Origin of the sequence: Nonomuraea sp. B12E4 (assembly GCF_039871825.1) — a bacterium.
In the GTDB taxonomy this organism is placed as follows: domain Bacteria; phylum Actinomycetota; class Actinomycetes; order Streptosporangiales; family Streptosporangiaceae; genus Nonomuraea.
The window spans coordinates 1,047,425-1,062,945 of sequence record NZ_JBDPME010000001.1 but is presented as its reverse complement, the minus strand read 5'-3'; the positions used below and the strand labels follow the sequence as shown (position 1 = coordinate 1,062,945).

16 protein-coding genes and 1 riboswitch are annotated in these 15,521 nt (G+C 72.1%); of the genes, 7 read left to right on the top strand and 9 right to left on the bottom strand.

Annotation, left to right across the window (positions count from 1 at the left end; genetic code table 11):
- Window positions 1–5 precede the first annotated feature (5 nt).
- Entirely contained in the window at window positions 6–899 is an 894-nt protein-coding gene (locus ABGB18_RS04935; protein ID WP_347694301.1) for a 5'-3' exonuclease, read from the top strand.
- Between the two features lie 62 nt (window positions 900–961).
- Here the strand turns inward: ABGB18_RS04935 and menD are convergent, their stop codons facing one another.
- Entirely contained in the window at window positions 962–2,635 is a 1,674-nt protein-coding gene (gene menD / locus ABGB18_RS04930) for a 2-succinyl-5-enolpyruvyl-6-hydroxy-3-cyclohexene-1-carboxylic-acid synthase (RefSeq protein WP_347694113.1), read from the bottom strand.
- The gene (locus ABGB18_RS04925; protein WP_347694112.1) at window positions 2,632–3,567 is read right to left on the bottom strand and encodes an o-succinylbenzoate synthase; all 936 of its coding nucleotides are present in this window, start codon (window positions 3,565–3,567) and stop codon (window positions 2,632–2,634) included. Before ABGB18_RS04925 ends, menD begins: the two co-directional genes overlap by 4 nt.
- Before the next feature lie 48 nt (window positions 3,568–3,615).
- Between ABGB18_RS04925 and ABGB18_RS04920 the strand changes: the two genes are divergently transcribed.
- The 3 genes from ABGB18_RS04920 to ABGB18_RS04910 all read left to right on the top strand — a co-directional run bounded on the left by ABGB18_RS04920 (window position 3,616) and on the right by ABGB18_RS04910 (window position 6,630).
- Window positions 3,616–4,764: an AMP-binding protein gene (locus ABGB18_RS04920; protein ID WP_347694111.1), complete on the top strand. Its 1,149-nt coding sequence runs from the start codon at window positions 3,616–3,618 to the stop codon at window positions 4,762–4,764.
- A 42-nt stretch (window positions 4,765–4,806) separates the two neighbouring features.
- Entirely contained in the window at window positions 4,807–5,112 is a 306-nt protein-coding gene (locus ABGB18_RS04915) for a hypothetical protein (RefSeq protein WP_347694110.1), read from the top strand.
- Window positions 5,113–5,292: 180 nt separating this feature from the next.
- Window positions 5,293–6,630: an RNA polymerase sigma factor gene (locus tag ABGB18_RS04910; RefSeq protein ID WP_347694109.1), complete on the top strand. Its 1,338-nt coding sequence runs from the start codon at window positions 5,293–5,295 to the stop codon at window positions 6,628–6,630.
- A gap of 124 nt (window positions 6,631–6,754) precedes the next feature.
- Here ABGB18_RS04910 and ABGB18_RS04905 read toward each other — a convergent pair whose 3' ends face one another.
- Complete coding sequence (locus tag ABGB18_RS04905; RefSeq protein WP_347694108.1) at window positions 6,755–7,168, bottom strand: hypothetical protein; 414 nt, start codon at window positions 7,166–7,168, stop codon at window positions 6,755–6,757.
- A 118-nt stretch (window positions 7,169–7,286) separates the two neighbouring features.
- Here ABGB18_RS04905 and ABGB18_RS04900 point away from each other — a divergent pair, with 118 nt between their 5' ends.
- On the top strand, window positions 7,287–7,847 hold the full coding sequence (locus ABGB18_RS04900) for a TetR family transcriptional regulator (protein WP_347694107.1): 561 nt from the start codon (window positions 7,287–7,289) through the stop codon (window positions 7,845–7,847).
- Window positions 7,848–8,048: 201 nt separating this feature from the next.
- Window positions 8,049–8,240, top strand: coding sequence for a DUF5999 family protein (locus ABGB18_RS04895; protein WP_347694106.1), 192 nt, complete (start codon window positions 8,049–8,051; stop codon window positions 8,238–8,240).
- 40 nt (window positions 8,241–8,280) lie between these two features.
- Here ABGB18_RS04895 and ABGB18_RS04890 read toward each other — a convergent pair whose 3' ends face one another.
- The gene (locus tag ABGB18_RS04890; RefSeq protein ID WP_347694105.1) at window positions 8,281–8,871 is read right to left on the bottom strand and encodes an alpha/beta family hydrolase; all 591 of its coding nucleotides are present in this window, start codon (window positions 8,869–8,871) and stop codon (window positions 8,281–8,283) included.
- An 81-nt stretch (window positions 8,872–8,952) separates the two neighbouring features.
- On the opposite strand from ABGB18_RS04890, the gene ABGB18_RS04885 reads away from it, so the two are divergent.
- On the top strand, window positions 8,953–9,300 hold the full coding sequence (locus tag ABGB18_RS04885) for a hypothetical protein (protein ID WP_347694104.1): 348 nt from the start codon (window positions 8,953–8,955) through the stop codon (window positions 9,298–9,300).
- 9 nt (window positions 9,301–9,309) lie between these two features.
- Here ABGB18_RS04885 and ABGB18_RS04880 read toward each other — a convergent pair whose 3' ends face one another.
- From ABGB18_RS04880 to ABGB18_RS04860, 5 genes are all read right to left on the bottom strand, one after another.
- Window positions 9,310–10,107, bottom strand: coding sequence for a tetratricopeptide repeat protein (locus tag ABGB18_RS04880; RefSeq protein WP_347694103.1), 798 nt, complete (start codon window positions 10,105–10,107; stop codon window positions 9,310–9,312).
- Between the two features lie 137 nt (window positions 10,108–10,244).
- Window positions 10,245–13,070, bottom strand: coding sequence for an aminomethyl-transferring glycine dehydrogenase (gene gcvP, locus ABGB18_RS04875; protein ID WP_347694102.1), 2,826 nt, complete (start codon window positions 13,068–13,070; stop codon window positions 10,245–10,247).
- A gap of 165 nt (window positions 13,071–13,235) precedes the next feature.
- Window positions 13,236–13,334: riboswitch (glycine riboswitch) on the bottom strand.
- Window positions 13,335–13,481: 147 nt separating this feature from the next.
- On the bottom strand, window positions 13,482–14,102 hold the full coding sequence (locus ABGB18_RS04870) for a MerR family transcriptional regulator (RefSeq protein WP_347694101.1): 621 nt from the start codon (window positions 14,100–14,102) through the stop codon (window positions 13,482–13,484).
- A 147-nt stretch (window positions 14,103–14,249) separates the two neighbouring features.
- Window positions 14,250–14,720 carry a bifunctional nuclease family protein gene (locus ABGB18_RS04865; protein ID WP_347694100.1) on the bottom strand — a complete coding sequence of 157 codons (471 nt, stop codon included), beginning with the start codon at window positions 14,718–14,720 and terminating at the stop codon, window positions 14,250–14,252.
- Between the two features lie 132 nt (window positions 14,721–14,852).
- Window positions 14,853–15,506: a MerR family transcriptional regulator gene (locus ABGB18_RS04860; protein ID WP_347694099.1), complete on the bottom strand. Its 654-nt coding sequence runs from the start codon at window positions 15,504–15,506 to the stop codon at window positions 14,853–14,855.
- Window positions 15,507–15,521: the final 15 nt, after the last annotated feature.

Here is a 15,521-nt window from a genome sequence, read left to right as displayed (position 1 = left end):
TGCTCATGCTCCTGGACACACCGTCCCTCTACTTCCGGGCCTTCTTCGGCGTCCCCGACTCGATCAAGGGGCCCGACGGCTCGCCCGTCAACGCCGTACGCGGCCTGATCGACATGATCGCCACCCTCGTGCGCTCGCACTCCCCCACCGCCCTGGCGGCCACCATGGACGCCGACTGGCGGCCGGCGTTCCGGGTGGCGGCGATCCCGACGTACAAGGCGCACCGCGTCGCCCACGGCGACACCGAGGAGGTGCCGGAGGCGCTCGTCCCGCAGATCGCGGTCATCGAGCAGGTGCTCGACGCCCTCGGCATCGCCCGCCTGGAGTCGCCCGGCTACGAGGCCGACGACGTGATCGGCACGCTCACCCACCAGGCCACGGGCGCGGTGGACATCGTGACCGGCGACCGCGACCTGTTCCAGCTCGTCGACGACGCCCGCCCGGTCCGGGTCCTCTACACCGCGCGCGGCATCCGCAACCTGCAGATCGTGGACGAGGAGTTCGTCACCGCGAAATACGGCATCCCGGGCCGCGCCTACGCCGACTTCGCCACGCTGCGCGGCGACCCCAGCGACGGCCTGCCCGGCGTGCCCGGCGTCGGCGAGAAGACCGCGGCGGCCCTGATCACCAGGTTCGGCTCCCTCGCCGCCCTGCTGGAGGCGCTCGACGCGGGTGCCACCGACGGCTTCCCCGCGGGCGCCCGCAACCGGCTGACCGCCGCCCGCGACTACCTGCGCGCCGCGCCCGCCGTCGTCGAGGTGGCCTCCGGCGCCCCGCTGCCCGCCGCCGACCTGACCCTGCCCGCCAAGCCGCGCGACCCGGAGGCCCTGGTCCGGCTGGCCGACCGGTACGGCCTCGACGGCCCCCTCAACCGCCTCCTGGAGATCCTGGGCGGCTGAGCCGGGAGTCGCCAGGGGCTGGTCCTGGCTCGGCCAGGCAGGACCGGCCGAGCCGGGAGTCGCTAGGGCTGGTCCTGCGCGGCCAGGTAGGACCGCACGGCCTCCTGCGCGGCCTCCCGCAGGCGGTCGTGCACGGCGACGTTCTCCTCGCGGTCGGTGCGCACCTCCACCACCCGCGGCCCCTCGCCGCGCAGCGCCTTGGGCAGCTCGCTGATGTCCCCCAGCAGCGTGTACGGGGTCCCCGTCGCGGCCGCCACATACCCCAGATCCACCCCGTGCGGCGTGCCGAAGACCCGCTCGAACGGATCACGCACCGCCGCCTGGGGCAGCAGTGAGAAGATGCCGCCGCCGTCGTTGTTGACCACCACGAAGCACAGGTCGGGCCGGGGCTCGCGGGGCCCGAGGATCAGCCCGTTCTGGTCGTGCAGGAACGACAGGTCGCCGATGAGCGCGTAGGAGGGGCCGTTGTGGGCCAGGGCCGCGCCCATCGCGCTGGAGACCACCCCGTCGATCCCGGAGGCGCCCCGGTTGGCCATGAGCCTGATGCCGCGCCGGGGCCGCATGGACTGGTCGAGGTCGCGGATCGGCATCGAGGACCCGCAGAACAGCAGCGCCCCGTTGGGCAGGGAGTCGACCAGGTCCCTGGCCAGCCGCGGCTCGCTCGTGCCCGACAGGTCGAGCACCGCGTCCGTCGCCGCCCTGACCTCCTGGTCGGCCTGCCGCCAGGCGTGCAGCCACGTGTCGTCGCCCGAGGCGACCGGGATCTCCACCGCCTGCGCCACCTGCGTGGCCGAGCGGGTCGGGTCGGGCCAGCGGTCCAGGTCGGGCGCCACCACGATGTGCTCGTCCGCCCGCCGCAGCCACGACAGCAGCGGCCGTGACAGGCCGGGGCGGCCGAGTGTGACGACCACGTCGGGCCGGTGCGCGCCGGCGAACTCCGGCGTGCCCAGCAGGTGGTGGTAGGTGGAGATGGCGTGGTCGCCGTAGCGGCCGCCGCCGTTCGGCTCCGACAGCACCGGCCAGCCCGCCATGCCCGCGGCCGCCACGTAGCGGCGCACGTTGGCCGCGCCGTCACCGACCACGAGCACGCCCCGCCGGGTGGGCGGGATGTGCAGGGCGACCGGCGGGGGCGCGACCCTGGCCCGCACCCAGGGGCCGTTCGCGGCACCGTCGAGCGGCTCGGACCAGGTGTCGTCCCCGTCGGGGATCAGCGGCTCGCGGAAGGCCAGGTTGAGGTGCACCGGGCCGGGGTTGGCCGGGCCCGCGGCGCGCTGGTAGGCGCGGCAGGCCAGCGAACGCCAGTAGGCCACCTGGCCCGGGCGGTCCTCCGGCACGCCGACCTCGGTGAACCAGCGGGTCGCGGTGCCGTACAGGCCGAGCTGGTCGATGGTCTGGTTGGCGCCGGTGCCGCGCAGCTCGGGCGGGCGGTCGGCGGTGAGCACCAGCAGTGGCACCCCGGACTCGCCGGCCTCGATCACGGCGGGGTGGAAGTTGGCGGTGGCCGTGCCGGACGAGCAGATCAGCGCGACCGGGCGCTCGGAGCGCCGGGCCAGCCCCAGCGCCAGGTAGGAGGCCGAGCGCTCGTCGATGCGCACGTGCAGGCGCACCCGCGACTCGGCGTGCAGGGCCAGCGCCAGGGGGGCGGAACGCGAGCCGGGGGCCAGCACCACGTCGCTCAGGCCGCAGCGCACCAGCTCGTCGACCAGCACCGTGGCCAGCGCGGTGGCGGGATTCAAAGTGACGCCTCCTGCATCCGGCGAAGCCACTGGGGAGATTCAATCTCAAATGCTGACAAATGCTGATAATTCACCGAAGGGCGTCGTACCGCCAGCCGGCCGTCCACCGGGGTCAGCGAGTCCTCCACCACGTCGCCCGACAGCAGCGACATCGTGCCGAGCCCGCACGCGTACGGCAGCGACGGTAAAGCGGCGGCCAGCGCCAGCCCCGCCGCCAGCCCCACGGACGTCTCCACGGCGCTGGACACCACGGCCGGCAGCCCGCACGCCTCCACCACGCGCAGCGCCGCGCGCACCCCGCCCAGCGGCTGCACCTTGACCACCGCGATGTCGGCGGCCTCGGCCGCCCGCACCCGCAGCGGATCCTCCGCCCGGCGGATCGACTCGTCGGCGGCGATCGGCACGTCGCACTGCCGGCGCACGGCCGCCAGCTCCTCCAGCGTGGCGCACGGCTGCTCGGCGTATTCCAGGTCGAAGCGGTCGAGCCGCTTGAGCCGCCGCACGGCCTCGCCGACCTCCCACGCGCCGTTGACGTCGACCCGCAGCCGCCCGGACGGCCCGAGCGCGGCGCGCACGGCCTCCACCCGGGCCACGTCGTCGTCGAACGTCTCCCCGCGCTCGGCCACCTTGACCTTGGCGGTGCCGCACCCGGACGCCCGGACCAGATCGTGGGCCTGCTCCGGGGGCACCGCGGGCACGGTCACGTTGACCGGGACGCTGTCACGCACCGGCTCCGGCCAGCCCTCGAACGCGGCCTCGCGCGCACACGCCAGCCACCGGGCGCACTCGCGCGGCCCGTAGTCCGGGAACGGGGAGAACTCTCCCCATCCGGCGGGACCGTGCAGCAGCACCCCTTCTCTGACGGTCTGCCCCCTGAACCGCGTGCGCATGGGAATCCTGAACACCACGGGGGCCACGGGGGAACGCGTCACGACCCTCCCTGCGCATCTGTCCGACCTGTCGCCATTAACCTTACGAGCATGTGGAGGAACCCGTCGCATCCGGACCGTCCGCTGCATGCCATTGTGCAGCCTCCGGGACCTGAGCTGTTCACCGCGGTCCGGGAGGCGCTCTCGGGCGACGGGCCCGCCGTCCTGCCGCTGTCCCCGGGCCACGCCGAGGCCGCCGTCACCGCGCTGCGCCCGACCCACGTCGACGGCGTGCCCCTGGGCGGCGGCGTGGGCGTGCCCGCCGACGTGGCGGTGGTGATCGCCACCAGCGGCAGCACCGGTGCCCCCAAGGGCGTGCTGCTCTCGGCCACCGCGCTGCGCGCCTCCGCGGCCGCGTCCCTGCGCCGCGTCGAGGCCGCCAAGGGGGACCGCTGGCTGTGCTGCCTGCCGGTCGCCCACGTCTCGGGCCTGCAGGTCCTGACACGCGCCCTGCTCTGCGGGAGCGAGCCGATCATCCACCCCGGCTTCGACCCGCGGGCGGTCCTGGCCTCCGGGGCGGACCACGTCTCCCTCGTGCCCACCCAGCTCCACCGGCTGGTCGAGCTGGGGGCGGACCTGTCGGTGTTCCGCACGATCGTGCTCGGCGGCGCCGCCCCCCGGCCCGGCCTGCTCGACCAGGCGCGCGATCTCGGCGCCCGGATCGTGACCACGTACGGGATGAGCGAGACGTGCGGCGGCTGCGTGTACGACGGCCAGCCCCTTTACAACGTAGATCTCAAGATCGGCGCGGACGGCCTGATCAGGATCGCCGGGCCCGTGCTGTTCTCCGGCTACCGCTTCGGCGAGCCGCCCGGCCCGTTCGACGGCGACTGGTTCGTCACCTCCGACCTCGGCGAGCTGACCGGCGGCCGGCTCCGGGTGCTCGGCCGGGCCGACGACGTCATCAACACCGGCGGCGAGAAGGTCGTGGCCGCCGCCGTGACCGCGGTGCTCGGCACCCACCCCGAGGTGGCCGAGGCGGCCGTGATCGGCGTCCCGGATCCCGAATGGGGCGAGCTGGTCACGGCCGTGGTGGTCCCCGCCCACCCCGATACGCCACCGACTCTTGAACATTTGCGGGCATATTGCCGCGATAGGCTTCCGCCCCACGCCGCCCCGCGCGACCTGCGTGTGGTTCCCCGCCTGCCGCTGCTTCCCAACGGCAAGACCGATCTGATGCGGCTAAGGGCAGGAACCTGACGAGTTGCGGCTGCGTCATAGTGGGGAGAGGGAGGAACCTGCATGGATCACACCCGCAAGATGTGGGCATCCGCGGCCGTCGTCGGCGTGATCGTCGTCGGTGGCGCCTCGATCGCGGCAGCCGCCTCGGCGGGCAAGCTCGAGGAGGTCCGCGCCGTGATGGAGAAGGCGCCGCCGACCCCCCGGCCATCGGACTCCAGGAGCGTCGAGGACGACGACGAGATCGTGGTGTCCACCGAGGTCAACCCCGATCCCGGCAAGGTGTTCGAATACTGGACCGACAGCCGCATGGAGGACGCTCAGCCCATGCCCATGCCCTCGGTTGATCGACTCCAGCTACCGGAATAAGACACACACCGGGGGCGGTTCCGTCTATGGGGCGGTCCGCCCCCTTTTCGTACTTCACGGCCCACTCGGGAACAAATGGCGGCGAATGACGTTATTGATACGGGTGCGCCGCGTGGACAGGAAGCCGCCCCGACCACAATCTGCTTGATCCCTTCGACTCCGTACGGAGGAGGTGTCCTCATGCCCAGAACCGCCGTGGCGACCCCGCCCACGTCTCTCGACCAGCTGATTGAACGAGGGCGAGCCCAGGGTCACCTATCTCTGGCGGAGCTGCGTGACGCGTTCGCCAGAGCCGGCATCAGCCCCTCTGAAGGCCGCACGATCCTGCGTGAGCTGTCAGAGGCCGGCGTGAGTCTGGCTGCCGAGAACGAGCCGTCTCTCAGCAAGACCGCCCCCAAGAATCCGCAGCGCCAGAAGACGTCCGCCCCGAAGAGGTCTTCGCGTGCGAAGACTACCGGCCGCAAGGCCGCCGAGGCAAAAACCTCCGCCCCCGCGCCCGAGGCCGCGCCCGAAACCAAGCCGGAGGAGGACGCGCCCGACGACCTCGTGCTCGCCGCCGAGGACGCCGACCTCGAGAACGAGGCGATCGACCTGGACGACACCCAGTCGGCCATGGGCGACTCGGTGCACACCTACCTCAAGTCCATCGGCCGCCGTACCCTGCTCACCGCCGCCCAGGAGGTGGAGCTGGCCCGCCGGATCGAGGCCGGCCTGTACGCCGAGTACAAGCTGGAGACCGAGTCCGGCCTGTCCGCCGCCGCCCAGGAGGACCTGCGCCTGGTCGTCGAGGACGGCAAGCAGGCCAAGGACCACATGCTGGAGGCCAACCTCCGGCTGGTGGTGTCGGTCGCCAAGAAGTACACCGACCGGGGCATGTCCCTGCTGGACGTCGTCCAGGAGGGCAACCTGGGACTGATCCGGGCGGTGGAGAAGTTCGACTACACCAAGGGCTTCAAGTTCTCCACGTACGCCATGTGGTGGATCCGGCAGGCCATCCAGCGTGGCTTCGCCGACTCGGCCCGGACGATCCGGCTGCCCGTGCACGTGCTGGAGATGCTCTCGAAGCTGTCGCGGGTGGAGCGCGACATGCACCAGCGCCTGGGCCGCGAGCCCACGCCCGAGGAGCTGGCCGTGGAGCTCGACAGGACGCCGGACCAGATCGAGGAGCTGCTGCGGACGAGCCGCCAGCCGATCTCGCTCAACGCGACGATCGGTGAGGACGGGGAGACCACGATCGGCGACCTCATCGAGGACGTCGACTCACCGGAGGCGTCCGAGATCGTCGACCGCCAGCTCCTGGGCGACCAGCTCCGGGGCGTGCTGGACAACCTCTCGCCGCGCGAGTCCAAGATCATGGCGCTGCGTTTCGGCCTGGTGGACGGCAAGCCGCACACCCTGGACGAGATCGGCAAATATCTGGGGCTCACCCGGGAGCGGATCCGCCAGTTGGAGAAGGAGTCGCTCTCCAAGCTCCGCCACCCCAGCAACACGCGCCCGCTGCTCGACTGGGCCAGCTAGCCCGCAAAGCCCCGGCACACCACGGCCGGGGCTTCACCTTTCACCGGCCCCGCAGATCACGGCGGGGTCTTCCTTCACCCGGGCATACCCGCGGAAGGACCCGCGGGGCCCGCCGCATGCCGGGTCAGTGACCGGTGGTCAGCGGGATGGAGGTCACCGGCCGGGGCACGCGCGGGATCCCCCACATCCGGTTGTCCTCGCGCAGCGTGCGCAGCCGCTCCACCTCGGCCGTCCACATCGCCCCCGCGGGCGTGGCCTTGGCCTTGCGCCGCGCGATCCGGTCGTCGTAGGACTTGACCCCGAACGTGGCCCGCTGCCCGCTCTCAGCGGCCCGCAGCGCGTCCGTGAGCGTCCGGTCGAGCTCCTGCCCGGCGGCCCGCAACTCCAGCTCGTCGGCCGCGCCGGCGCGCAGGTCGCGCAGCGTCCGCTCGGCTTGCCTGGCCTTCTCGAGCAACTCGGGGAAGCTCCTGGAGATCTCCTGGTCCGCGTGGTATCGGACCTCGGCCTCCCGGCTCACCCGCGGACGGAAAAACGCCATCGACTGTAGGCCCCTTCACACGCGGTCGGTATTCGTTCAACCGCCAAGCGTACGCCGTCGCGCGACACGGCGGGAAATCGCCCCGGAGCCAGGCCCTTTACATAGTAAGATGATCACCATGCCCGCCAAGCGACCGCCCGTGCCCCTGTCCCGCGAGCGCATCCTCGAGGCCGCGCTCCACATCGCCGACAGCCAGGGGCTGCGCAGGCTCACCATGCGCCGCCTGGGCGACGCGCTGGAGGTGGAGGCCATGGCCATCTACCACCACCTGCCCAGGGGCAAGGAGGCGCTGATGGACGCGCTGGCCGAGCACGTCACCGCGGTCCACGTCGAGCGGGCGGCGACCTGGCAGGAGACGGCCAGGGCCTGGTGCCGGGCCGGCAGGGAGCTGCTGCGCGAGCACCCCGGGGTGCTCGCGCTGGCCCTCACCAAACCGCCCAAGGGCGCGACCGCCGTGGCCATCAAGGAGCAGACCGAACAGCTCGCCGACCAGGGCCTGGCCACCGCGGCGGAAGCCGTACGCGCGCTGCGGGCCTTCATGTTCGGCAGCGTGGCCGTCGAGGTCCAGCAATCCGGATGGGCCGATCCAGAGGTGGACGAGTGGGTCAGGCGTGATGAAAGAGCCGACCTGGACTTCGAACGCGGTCTAGATGCTCTCCTCAAGGGATTGCAAACGTAGTGCGCGTGTCGCGCTTGGCCCGTTATCCTGCATAAGGCACGCTGTGTCGAAGGTCACACGACCTGGGGATCCCCCTGTAACAGTCCTAACGGGCTATGTCGGAACATGTGACATACATCGCACACTTGCCAAAAGAACAACCCGAGCCGGCTCCCGCCCCTCTAAATACGGGAGCACCCACGAGATATCGGAGGCACGCCGATGTGCCCGCACGACCCGGCCTGTCCGGATGCCGAGGCGCCCGACCGCGAAGCGGCGCGGACCCTCGCCTGCCACCCCGAGCAGGGGTGGAGCCTGCTCTGCAACGGCGTCGTCCTGTTCGATGACACCGGGGAGCTCCTTCCCAGTGGCACCGTGATCGCCCCGCACCGGCCCGTGGTCGGCGCGGCCTAGCAGAGCCCGGTCCGGTGGGCCACCCCGGTGGCCGCCGGTCTCACGCGTAGCGGGTGATCCACTCCGCCACGATCCCGCCCACCCGGGCGGGGTCCCGCTTCAGGTCGTGGCCCTCACCCGGCAGCACCACCAGACGCGCCGCGTCAGCGGCGTCGGGGATCCCGAACGGATCGCGGTCCCCGTTGACGACCAGGACGTCCACCCCGGCGCCGCGCAGCTCGTCGGCCCTGGAACGTTCCGGTTTGCCCGGCGGGTGCAGAGGGAAGGCCAGCGCCACCACCGCCGCCGCGCCGACCGCCCGGGCCGTACGGCAGGAGACCCGCGCCCCGTTGCTCCGCCCGCCCTGCACCAGGGGCAGCTCCGGCCGGCGGGCGCGCAGCTCCTTCAGGACGACCTCCCACGCCTCGTCCTGCCTGGCCGCCGAGCCCGGCGCCCGGGCCCCGGCCACCCTGAACGCCTGCGTCACCCTGGCCACGACGGCTCCCACACCCAGCGCGGCGTCGCGCACCGCCAGCAGATCGGGCGCGTCCACTCCCCCGGCCGAGCCGTGGGTGAGCACCAGCAGCAGCCGGGGATCGCCGGGCTCGTCGATCTCGACCTGCGCGGGCCCTCGCGGCGTCATGACCTCCATGCCAGCACCGTACCTGGGGAGGAGCGCGCCCTAGCTCTCAGGGCGGATGACGGCGGGCCAGGTGGCGGGGATGATATCGATATGCCAGACAAGCGCATCCGCGATGACCTGCAGGCCACCATCGACGCCCGCCGTGACCTCGGTCCCGACTACGAAACCGCGCTCGTCGAGTCGTTCGTCGAACGTCTCGACACCACGATCGCCGCCCGCGTGCGGGCCGAGCTGGACCAGCACGGGGCAGGCCCGCACAAACGTCCCGCCCCGGGCGCGCCGATGATCCCGATCGCCCTGGGCTCGATGGGCCTCGGCATCCCGCTCACCGCCATCGCGGCCGGCAACGCCGGTCTGGTGGGACTGACGATCACCTGGCTCTCGATCGTGATCATCAACGTGGCCGCCGCCGTGGCCATCGCCATGCGCCGCCTCTGACGGCTCCCGTCAGGCGTCGCGGTGGAAGCGCAGGCGGACCTCCGCCGCCAGCGTCTCGTCCTCGTGCTCCAGCCCGTACGACCACACCTGGTCGGCGTCCTCCGCCCGCCCCCGCAGCGGCAGCGTGCGGGCCAGCAGCTCGATGGCCAGCGCGCTCGTCCGCGGATCGGCACCGCCCTCCACCGTCTCGGCGAACTCCGCGCAGGCCAGCTCCAGATGCGCGATGCCGAGCCGCACCCGCAGCCCCGGCACCTCCTCGGCCGGAGCGAACTCCAGCGCGTCCACGAGCACCCCGGCCGCCTCCGCGGGCTCTCCGAGCTCCATCAGCAGCTCGGCCAGCTCCTGGGCCGCGTGCGCGCCCAGGCGGTCGTCCCCGGCCGCCATGGCGGCGCGCAGCTCCCTCTCCGCCTCCGCGGGCTGCTCAGCCCGCACGGCCAGCCGGGCCAGCGCGAGGTGCGCCAGCGGCACGTACGCGGGCGTGCCGACCCCCAGCACCGCCTGCCAGGCGGCCCTGGCCTGCTCGGCCCGCCCCTCCCGCTCGAACCCCTGCGCCAGGTGGCAGGCCCCCTGGGCGGCGTATTCGGGGTGTGCGGTGGCCAGCGCGATCCGCGCGGCGGCCCTGGCGCCCTCCACGTCACCGCGCTCGTCCAGCACCACGGCGAGCCCGACGGCCGCCTGGGCGCGGTCGGGGCCGTCGGGGTCGGCGGCCAGCTCGCCGAGGATGGCGGCGGCGCCGTCGAGGTCGCCGCTTTCGGCCAGGCGGCGGGCGGTGTCCAGGGGCGGGGTCTCCAGCTCTGAGAACGTCAAGGGATCTCCTTGGGGCGGCGGTCGCACCGAGCCTAACGACTAAACGCGATCATGTCTGCTCAGTTGACACCGATGGACTGGCCGGCGCCGCATTCCGGACAACCGGCGCACACCGCCGCGCCCCCGCCCCAGGCCCCTCAGTCCTCGTAGGCCTCCAGCGGCGGGCAGGAGCACACCAGGTTGCGGTCCCCGTAGGCCTGGTCGATGCGCCGCACCGGCACCCAGTATTTCCCGTCGCGCAGGGACGGCAGCGGGTAGGCGGCCTCCGACCGCGAGTACGGGTGCCGCCACTCGTCCGCGCTGACCGCCTCGGCCGTGTGCGGCGCGTTGCGCAGCGGGTTGTCCGTCCGGTCGTAGTCCCCGGAGGCCACCTTGGAGATCTCCCCCCGGATGGCGATCATCGCGTCCACGAACCGGTCGAGCTCGCCCAGGTCCTCGCTCTCGGTCGGCTCGATCATCAGGGTCCCCGCCACCGGGAAGGACATGGTCGGGGCGTGGAAGCCGTAGTCGATGAGGCGCTTGGCCACGTCCTCCACGGTGACGCCGGTCTCCTTGGTGATCTGCCGCAGGTCCACGATGCACTCGTGGGCGACCAGCCCGCCGCGCCCGGTGTAGAGCACGGGGTAGTGCGGGGCGAGCCGCCGGGCCAGGTAGTTGGCCGACAGGATGGCCTGCTCGGTCGCCGCCGTGAGCCCCTCCGCGCCCATCATCCTGATGTAGGCCCAGGAGATCGGCAGGATGCCCGCCGAGCCGTGCGGCGCCGCCGAGACGGGCCCGACCGCCGTGCCGTCGCGCAGCGGGTGGCCGGGCAGGAACGCCGCCAGGTGGCCGCGCACCGCCACCGGGCCCACGCCGGGACCGCCGCCGCCGTGCGGGATGCAGAACGTCTTGTGCAGGTTGAGGTGGGACACGTCGGCCCCGAACTCGCCCGGCTTGGCCAGCCCGACCAGGGCGTTGAGGTTGGCCCCGTCCACGTAGACCTGGCCGCCGGCGTCGTGCACCTTGGCGCACACCTCGGTGATCGTCTCCTCGTAGACGCCGTGCGTCGACGGATACGTCACCATGATCGCGGCAAGCTGGTCACGGTGCTTGTCGATCTTGGCGTCCAGATCGGCCAGATCCACGTTGCCATCGGTGTCGCAGGCCACCACCACGACCCGCATGCCCGCCATGACAGCGCTGGCGGCGTTGGTGCCGTGCGCGGAGGAGGGGATGAGGCAGACGTCGCGCCCGCTCTCCCCGTTGGCCCGATGGTAGGCGCGGATGGCCAGCAGCCCGGCGAACTCGCCCTGCGAGCCCGCGTTCGGCTGCACCGAGACGGCGTCGTAGCCGGTCACCTCGGCCAGCCAGCCCTCCAGCGTGCCGATCAGCTCCTCGTAGCCCTCGGCCTGGCCGGCCGGCGCGTACGGGTGGATCGCGGCGAACTCGGGCCAGGTGATCGGCTCCATCTCGGTGCTGGCGTTGAGCTTCATCGTGCACGAGCCCAGCGGGATCATCGACCGGTCGAGCGCGATGTCCTTGTCCTGGAGCTTGCGCAGGTAACGCAGCATCGCGGTCTCGGAGCGGTGGCTGTGGAAGACGGGATGCGGCAGATAGTCGGTCTCGCGCAGCAGCCCGGCGGGCAGCGCGTCGCCCTCCAGCCGCACACCGGTACGGCCGGCGCCGAAGGCGGCCCACACCCCGGCCACCTCGGCGGCCCCGGTCTTCTCGTCGCAGGAGACCGACACGTGGTCGTCGTCCACCTGCCACAGGTTGATGCCCCGTTCGGCGGCGGCGGCGAGCACGGCGGCGGCCCGGCCGGGCACGCGGACGAGCACGGTGTCGAAGAACTCGCGGTGCACGACCTCCAGGCCCGCCTCGCGCAGCCCGTCGGCCAGGGCCACGGCGTGCCGGTGCACCCGCTGGGCGATGCCACGCAGCCCCTCGGGGCCGTGGTAGACGGCGTACATGCCGGCGATGACGGCCAGCAGGACCTGCGCGGTGCAGATGTTGCTGGTGGCCTTCTCGCGGCGGATGTGCTGCTCGCGGGTCTGCAGGGCCAGGCGGTAGGCGGGGTCGCCGTCGGTGTCCACCGACACGCCCACGAGGCGGCCTGGCAGCTGCCGCTGCAGGCCCTCGCGTACGGACATGTACGCGGCGTGCGGCCCGCCGAACCCGAACGGCACCCCGAACCGCTGCGAGGACCCGACCGCGATGTCGGCCCCCAGCTCGCCGGGCGCGGCCACCAGGGTCAGGGCCAGCAGGTCGGCGGCGGCCACGACCTGGGCGCCGGCCTCGTGCGCGGCGGCGGCCACGGCGCGGAAGTCGCGCAGCCGTCCCGAGGCGCCCGGATACTGCACCAGCACGCCGAAGCACTCGGGCAGCTCGCCGTCCAGTGTGTGCTCCACCAGCGTGATCCCGAGCGGCTCGGCCCGGGTGGCCAGCACGGCCTTGGTCTGCGGCAGCGCGTCGGCGTCGATCACGAACACGTCGCTCTTGGACCTGCCCGCGCGCCGGGCCAGCGTCATGGCCTCGGCCGCGGCGGTGGCCTCGTCGAGCAGGGACGCGCCGGCGACGGGCAGGCCCGTCAGGTCGGAGACGACCGTCTGGAAGTTCAGCAGCGCCTCCAGCCGGCCCTGCGAGATCTCCGGCTGGTACGGGGTGTAGGCGGTGTACCAGCCCGGGTTCTCCAGCAGGCTGCGGCGGATGACGGCGGGGGTGACGGTGTCGTGGTAGCCCAGGCCGATCATCGAGGTCAGCACCCGGTTGCGCCCGGCCAGGGCGCGCAGCTCGGCGATGGCCTCGGCCTCGCTCGCCGCGGCGGGCAGCCTGAGCCGGTCCTTGGCCCGGATGGCCTCGGGAACGGCCACCGCCACCAGATCCGCCACGGACTCGAAGCCCACGGCTTCGAGCATGCGTTGCTGCTCGGAGGCCGACGGCCCGATATGCCTGGACGAGAACGGCGGAGCGGACAGTTCGGTCATGAAGGTGCCTCCCGAGGCTGTGGAGACCGGCGCCAGAGCGCGGCGGAATGCCGGATCTCCCCCTCTGTCAGCGCGACACCGTCGCGACCTGAGAGCTTCACCCCGGGTAGGGCTTGCACCGTCGGTGAGGCACGCCTGGCGGGCGCGCCTGCTTTCCAGAGTTGCCTCGCCCGAGCGGTACAGGATGCCTGAGAGATTCCGGGGAGGGTTGCTCCTTCGGCGCTCCGGGCCCTGGGACCTCGGAGACTCTCCCGCACGGGGTCGTCAGCCTTACCTGTCTAGATTACTACGCTCTGCCCTTTATCTGAACGACGCTCACGCCGCCGCCGCGCAGGTAGCAAGCCTGGAGAAGGTCAGCCGGTCCGGCGTACACGTCGCCGCCGGGCAGGTGGCAAGGCCCGGAGAAGGTGGTCAGCCGGTCCGGCGCGCGCGTCGCCGCCGGGCCAGCTCGTCAGCGGGGTGGTCGGCCGGGACGGTGTCCTCGACCGCCGCTCTTTCCCCCGGCAGCTCCGCGAGTGAGCCCTCGACCTCGCGCCAGACCCGGCCGAGCGCGATGCCGAACACGCCCTGGCCGCCCTGGAGCAGGTCGATCACCTCGTCGGCCGAGGTGCACTCGTAGACGCTGACGCCGTCGCTCATGAGCGTGATCTGCGCGAGGTCGGCGACCCCGCGATCCCGCAGGTGCTGCACGGCCGTGCGGATCTGCTGGAGCGACACCCCGGTGTCGAGCAGCCGCTTGACGACCTTGAGCACCAGGATGTCGCGGAAGCTGTAGAGCCGCTGGGAGCCGGAGCCGTGCGCGGCTCTTATCGTGGGCTCCACGAGGCCCGTGCGCGCCCAGTAGTCGAGCTGCCTGTAGGTGATGCCGGCCGCCGAGCAGGCCGTCGGCCCGCGGTATCCGATGTCGTCCGGCAGCGCGGCCGGCTGCTCGTCGAAGAGCAGACCCTGCTCCCCGGCACGCTGCCGCGCGCTCTCGCGCCGCACCGGATCTTCCTGGCCGGCCGTCTTTCCCTCGCCGCTGCTGACCGCCACGCGGACCTCCGGCTTTCTCTCATCCCGCGGCCTGATCTGGGGGTTCATAAAGGGCGACCGCGGGTTTCACTTGCACCGTAGGACCGTGACCATGCGCAGTCAACGATCCGGCTCGGCGCGTCGTGAAGCGTAAATGCACTGAAATACCTACCCCGCCCTGCCGAAGTCCTCGGGCGTGATCGTGTCAAGGAACTCCCTGAACTTCTCCACCTCGTCCTCCTGGTCGTCCGGGATGAGCACCCCGGCCTCCTGGACGACCTCCTCGCTGGCGAAGATGCGCGCTCCGGTGCGCAGGGCGAGCGCGATGGAGTCGGACGGGCGCGCGCTGACCTCCACGCCGTTGGAGAAGACCAGATCGGCGAAGAAGATGCCGTCGCGCAGGGCGACGATGTTGACCGCCCGCAGGCCCACGCCCAGGGCGCTCAGCACGTCTCGGAAGAGGTCGTGGGTGAGCGGCCTTGGCGGTGGCTCCTCCGCCTGGGCCAGGGCGATGGCGGTCGCCTCGGTCATGCCAATCCATATAGGAAGGAACCGCTCCCCGTGTGCCTCCTTGAGCAAGACGATCGGCTGATTTGTGGGCATTTCAACTCGAACGCCCACGACCTCCATCTGCAACACGGGCTGCTCCGTATTCCTGACCGGTCACCCGGCACAGCTCTTTGCTCGACGCTTCTGCTGACTGGCTTCTGCATTTCAACGTAACACCGCGCGGGCCTGGATGTGCCCTCGCCTCCCAGCTCGCCACGGCCTTCAGCGCCCCAGGACGGACCGGACGCCCGTGCGCACAAGGGCTGCGTGCAGGTCGAGCAGGAGTGTGGAAATCTCCCTGGCGACCTCGTCGGCCTCTCCGATGGCGCCCGGGGCTCGCCGTTTGAGTATCGGGGCGACGGTCTGCTCGACCAGGCCGCACTCCCGCTCGGCGGCCGCCTTGACCGCGCGCAGGTGGCGGGCGTGCAGGCCGAAGCGGGCCAGGGCGCCGACGCTGCGCGCCACCTTGAGCGCCTCCTCGTCATAGCGCCTGGCCACCGGGGCGAGCAGCCCGTAGTCCTCCAGCTCGGCGAGCGTCTCCTCGTCGATGCCGGCGGCCTCCAGCAGCTCGGCGCGGCTGAACCTGACGTCCTGCTTCTGCTGCAGGGCCCGCGGGCGGCCGAAGCTCTCGGCCATCCTGTCCTTGATCACCCGCAGCGGCAGGTAGTGGTCGCGCTGCTCGGTGAGGATGAAGCGGAGTTGCTCCACGTGCAGGTGCGTGAACTTGCGGTAGCCGGAGGGGCTGCGCTCGGGCTCGATCAGCCCCTCGCCCTCCAAGAACCGGATCTTGGAGATGGTGACGTCCGGGAACTCGCCCTGCAGCAGCGAGAGCACCTCTCCGATGCTCATGTGCGAGCGCGCCGCCTGAGAGCTCACGCGACCTCCTCCGTC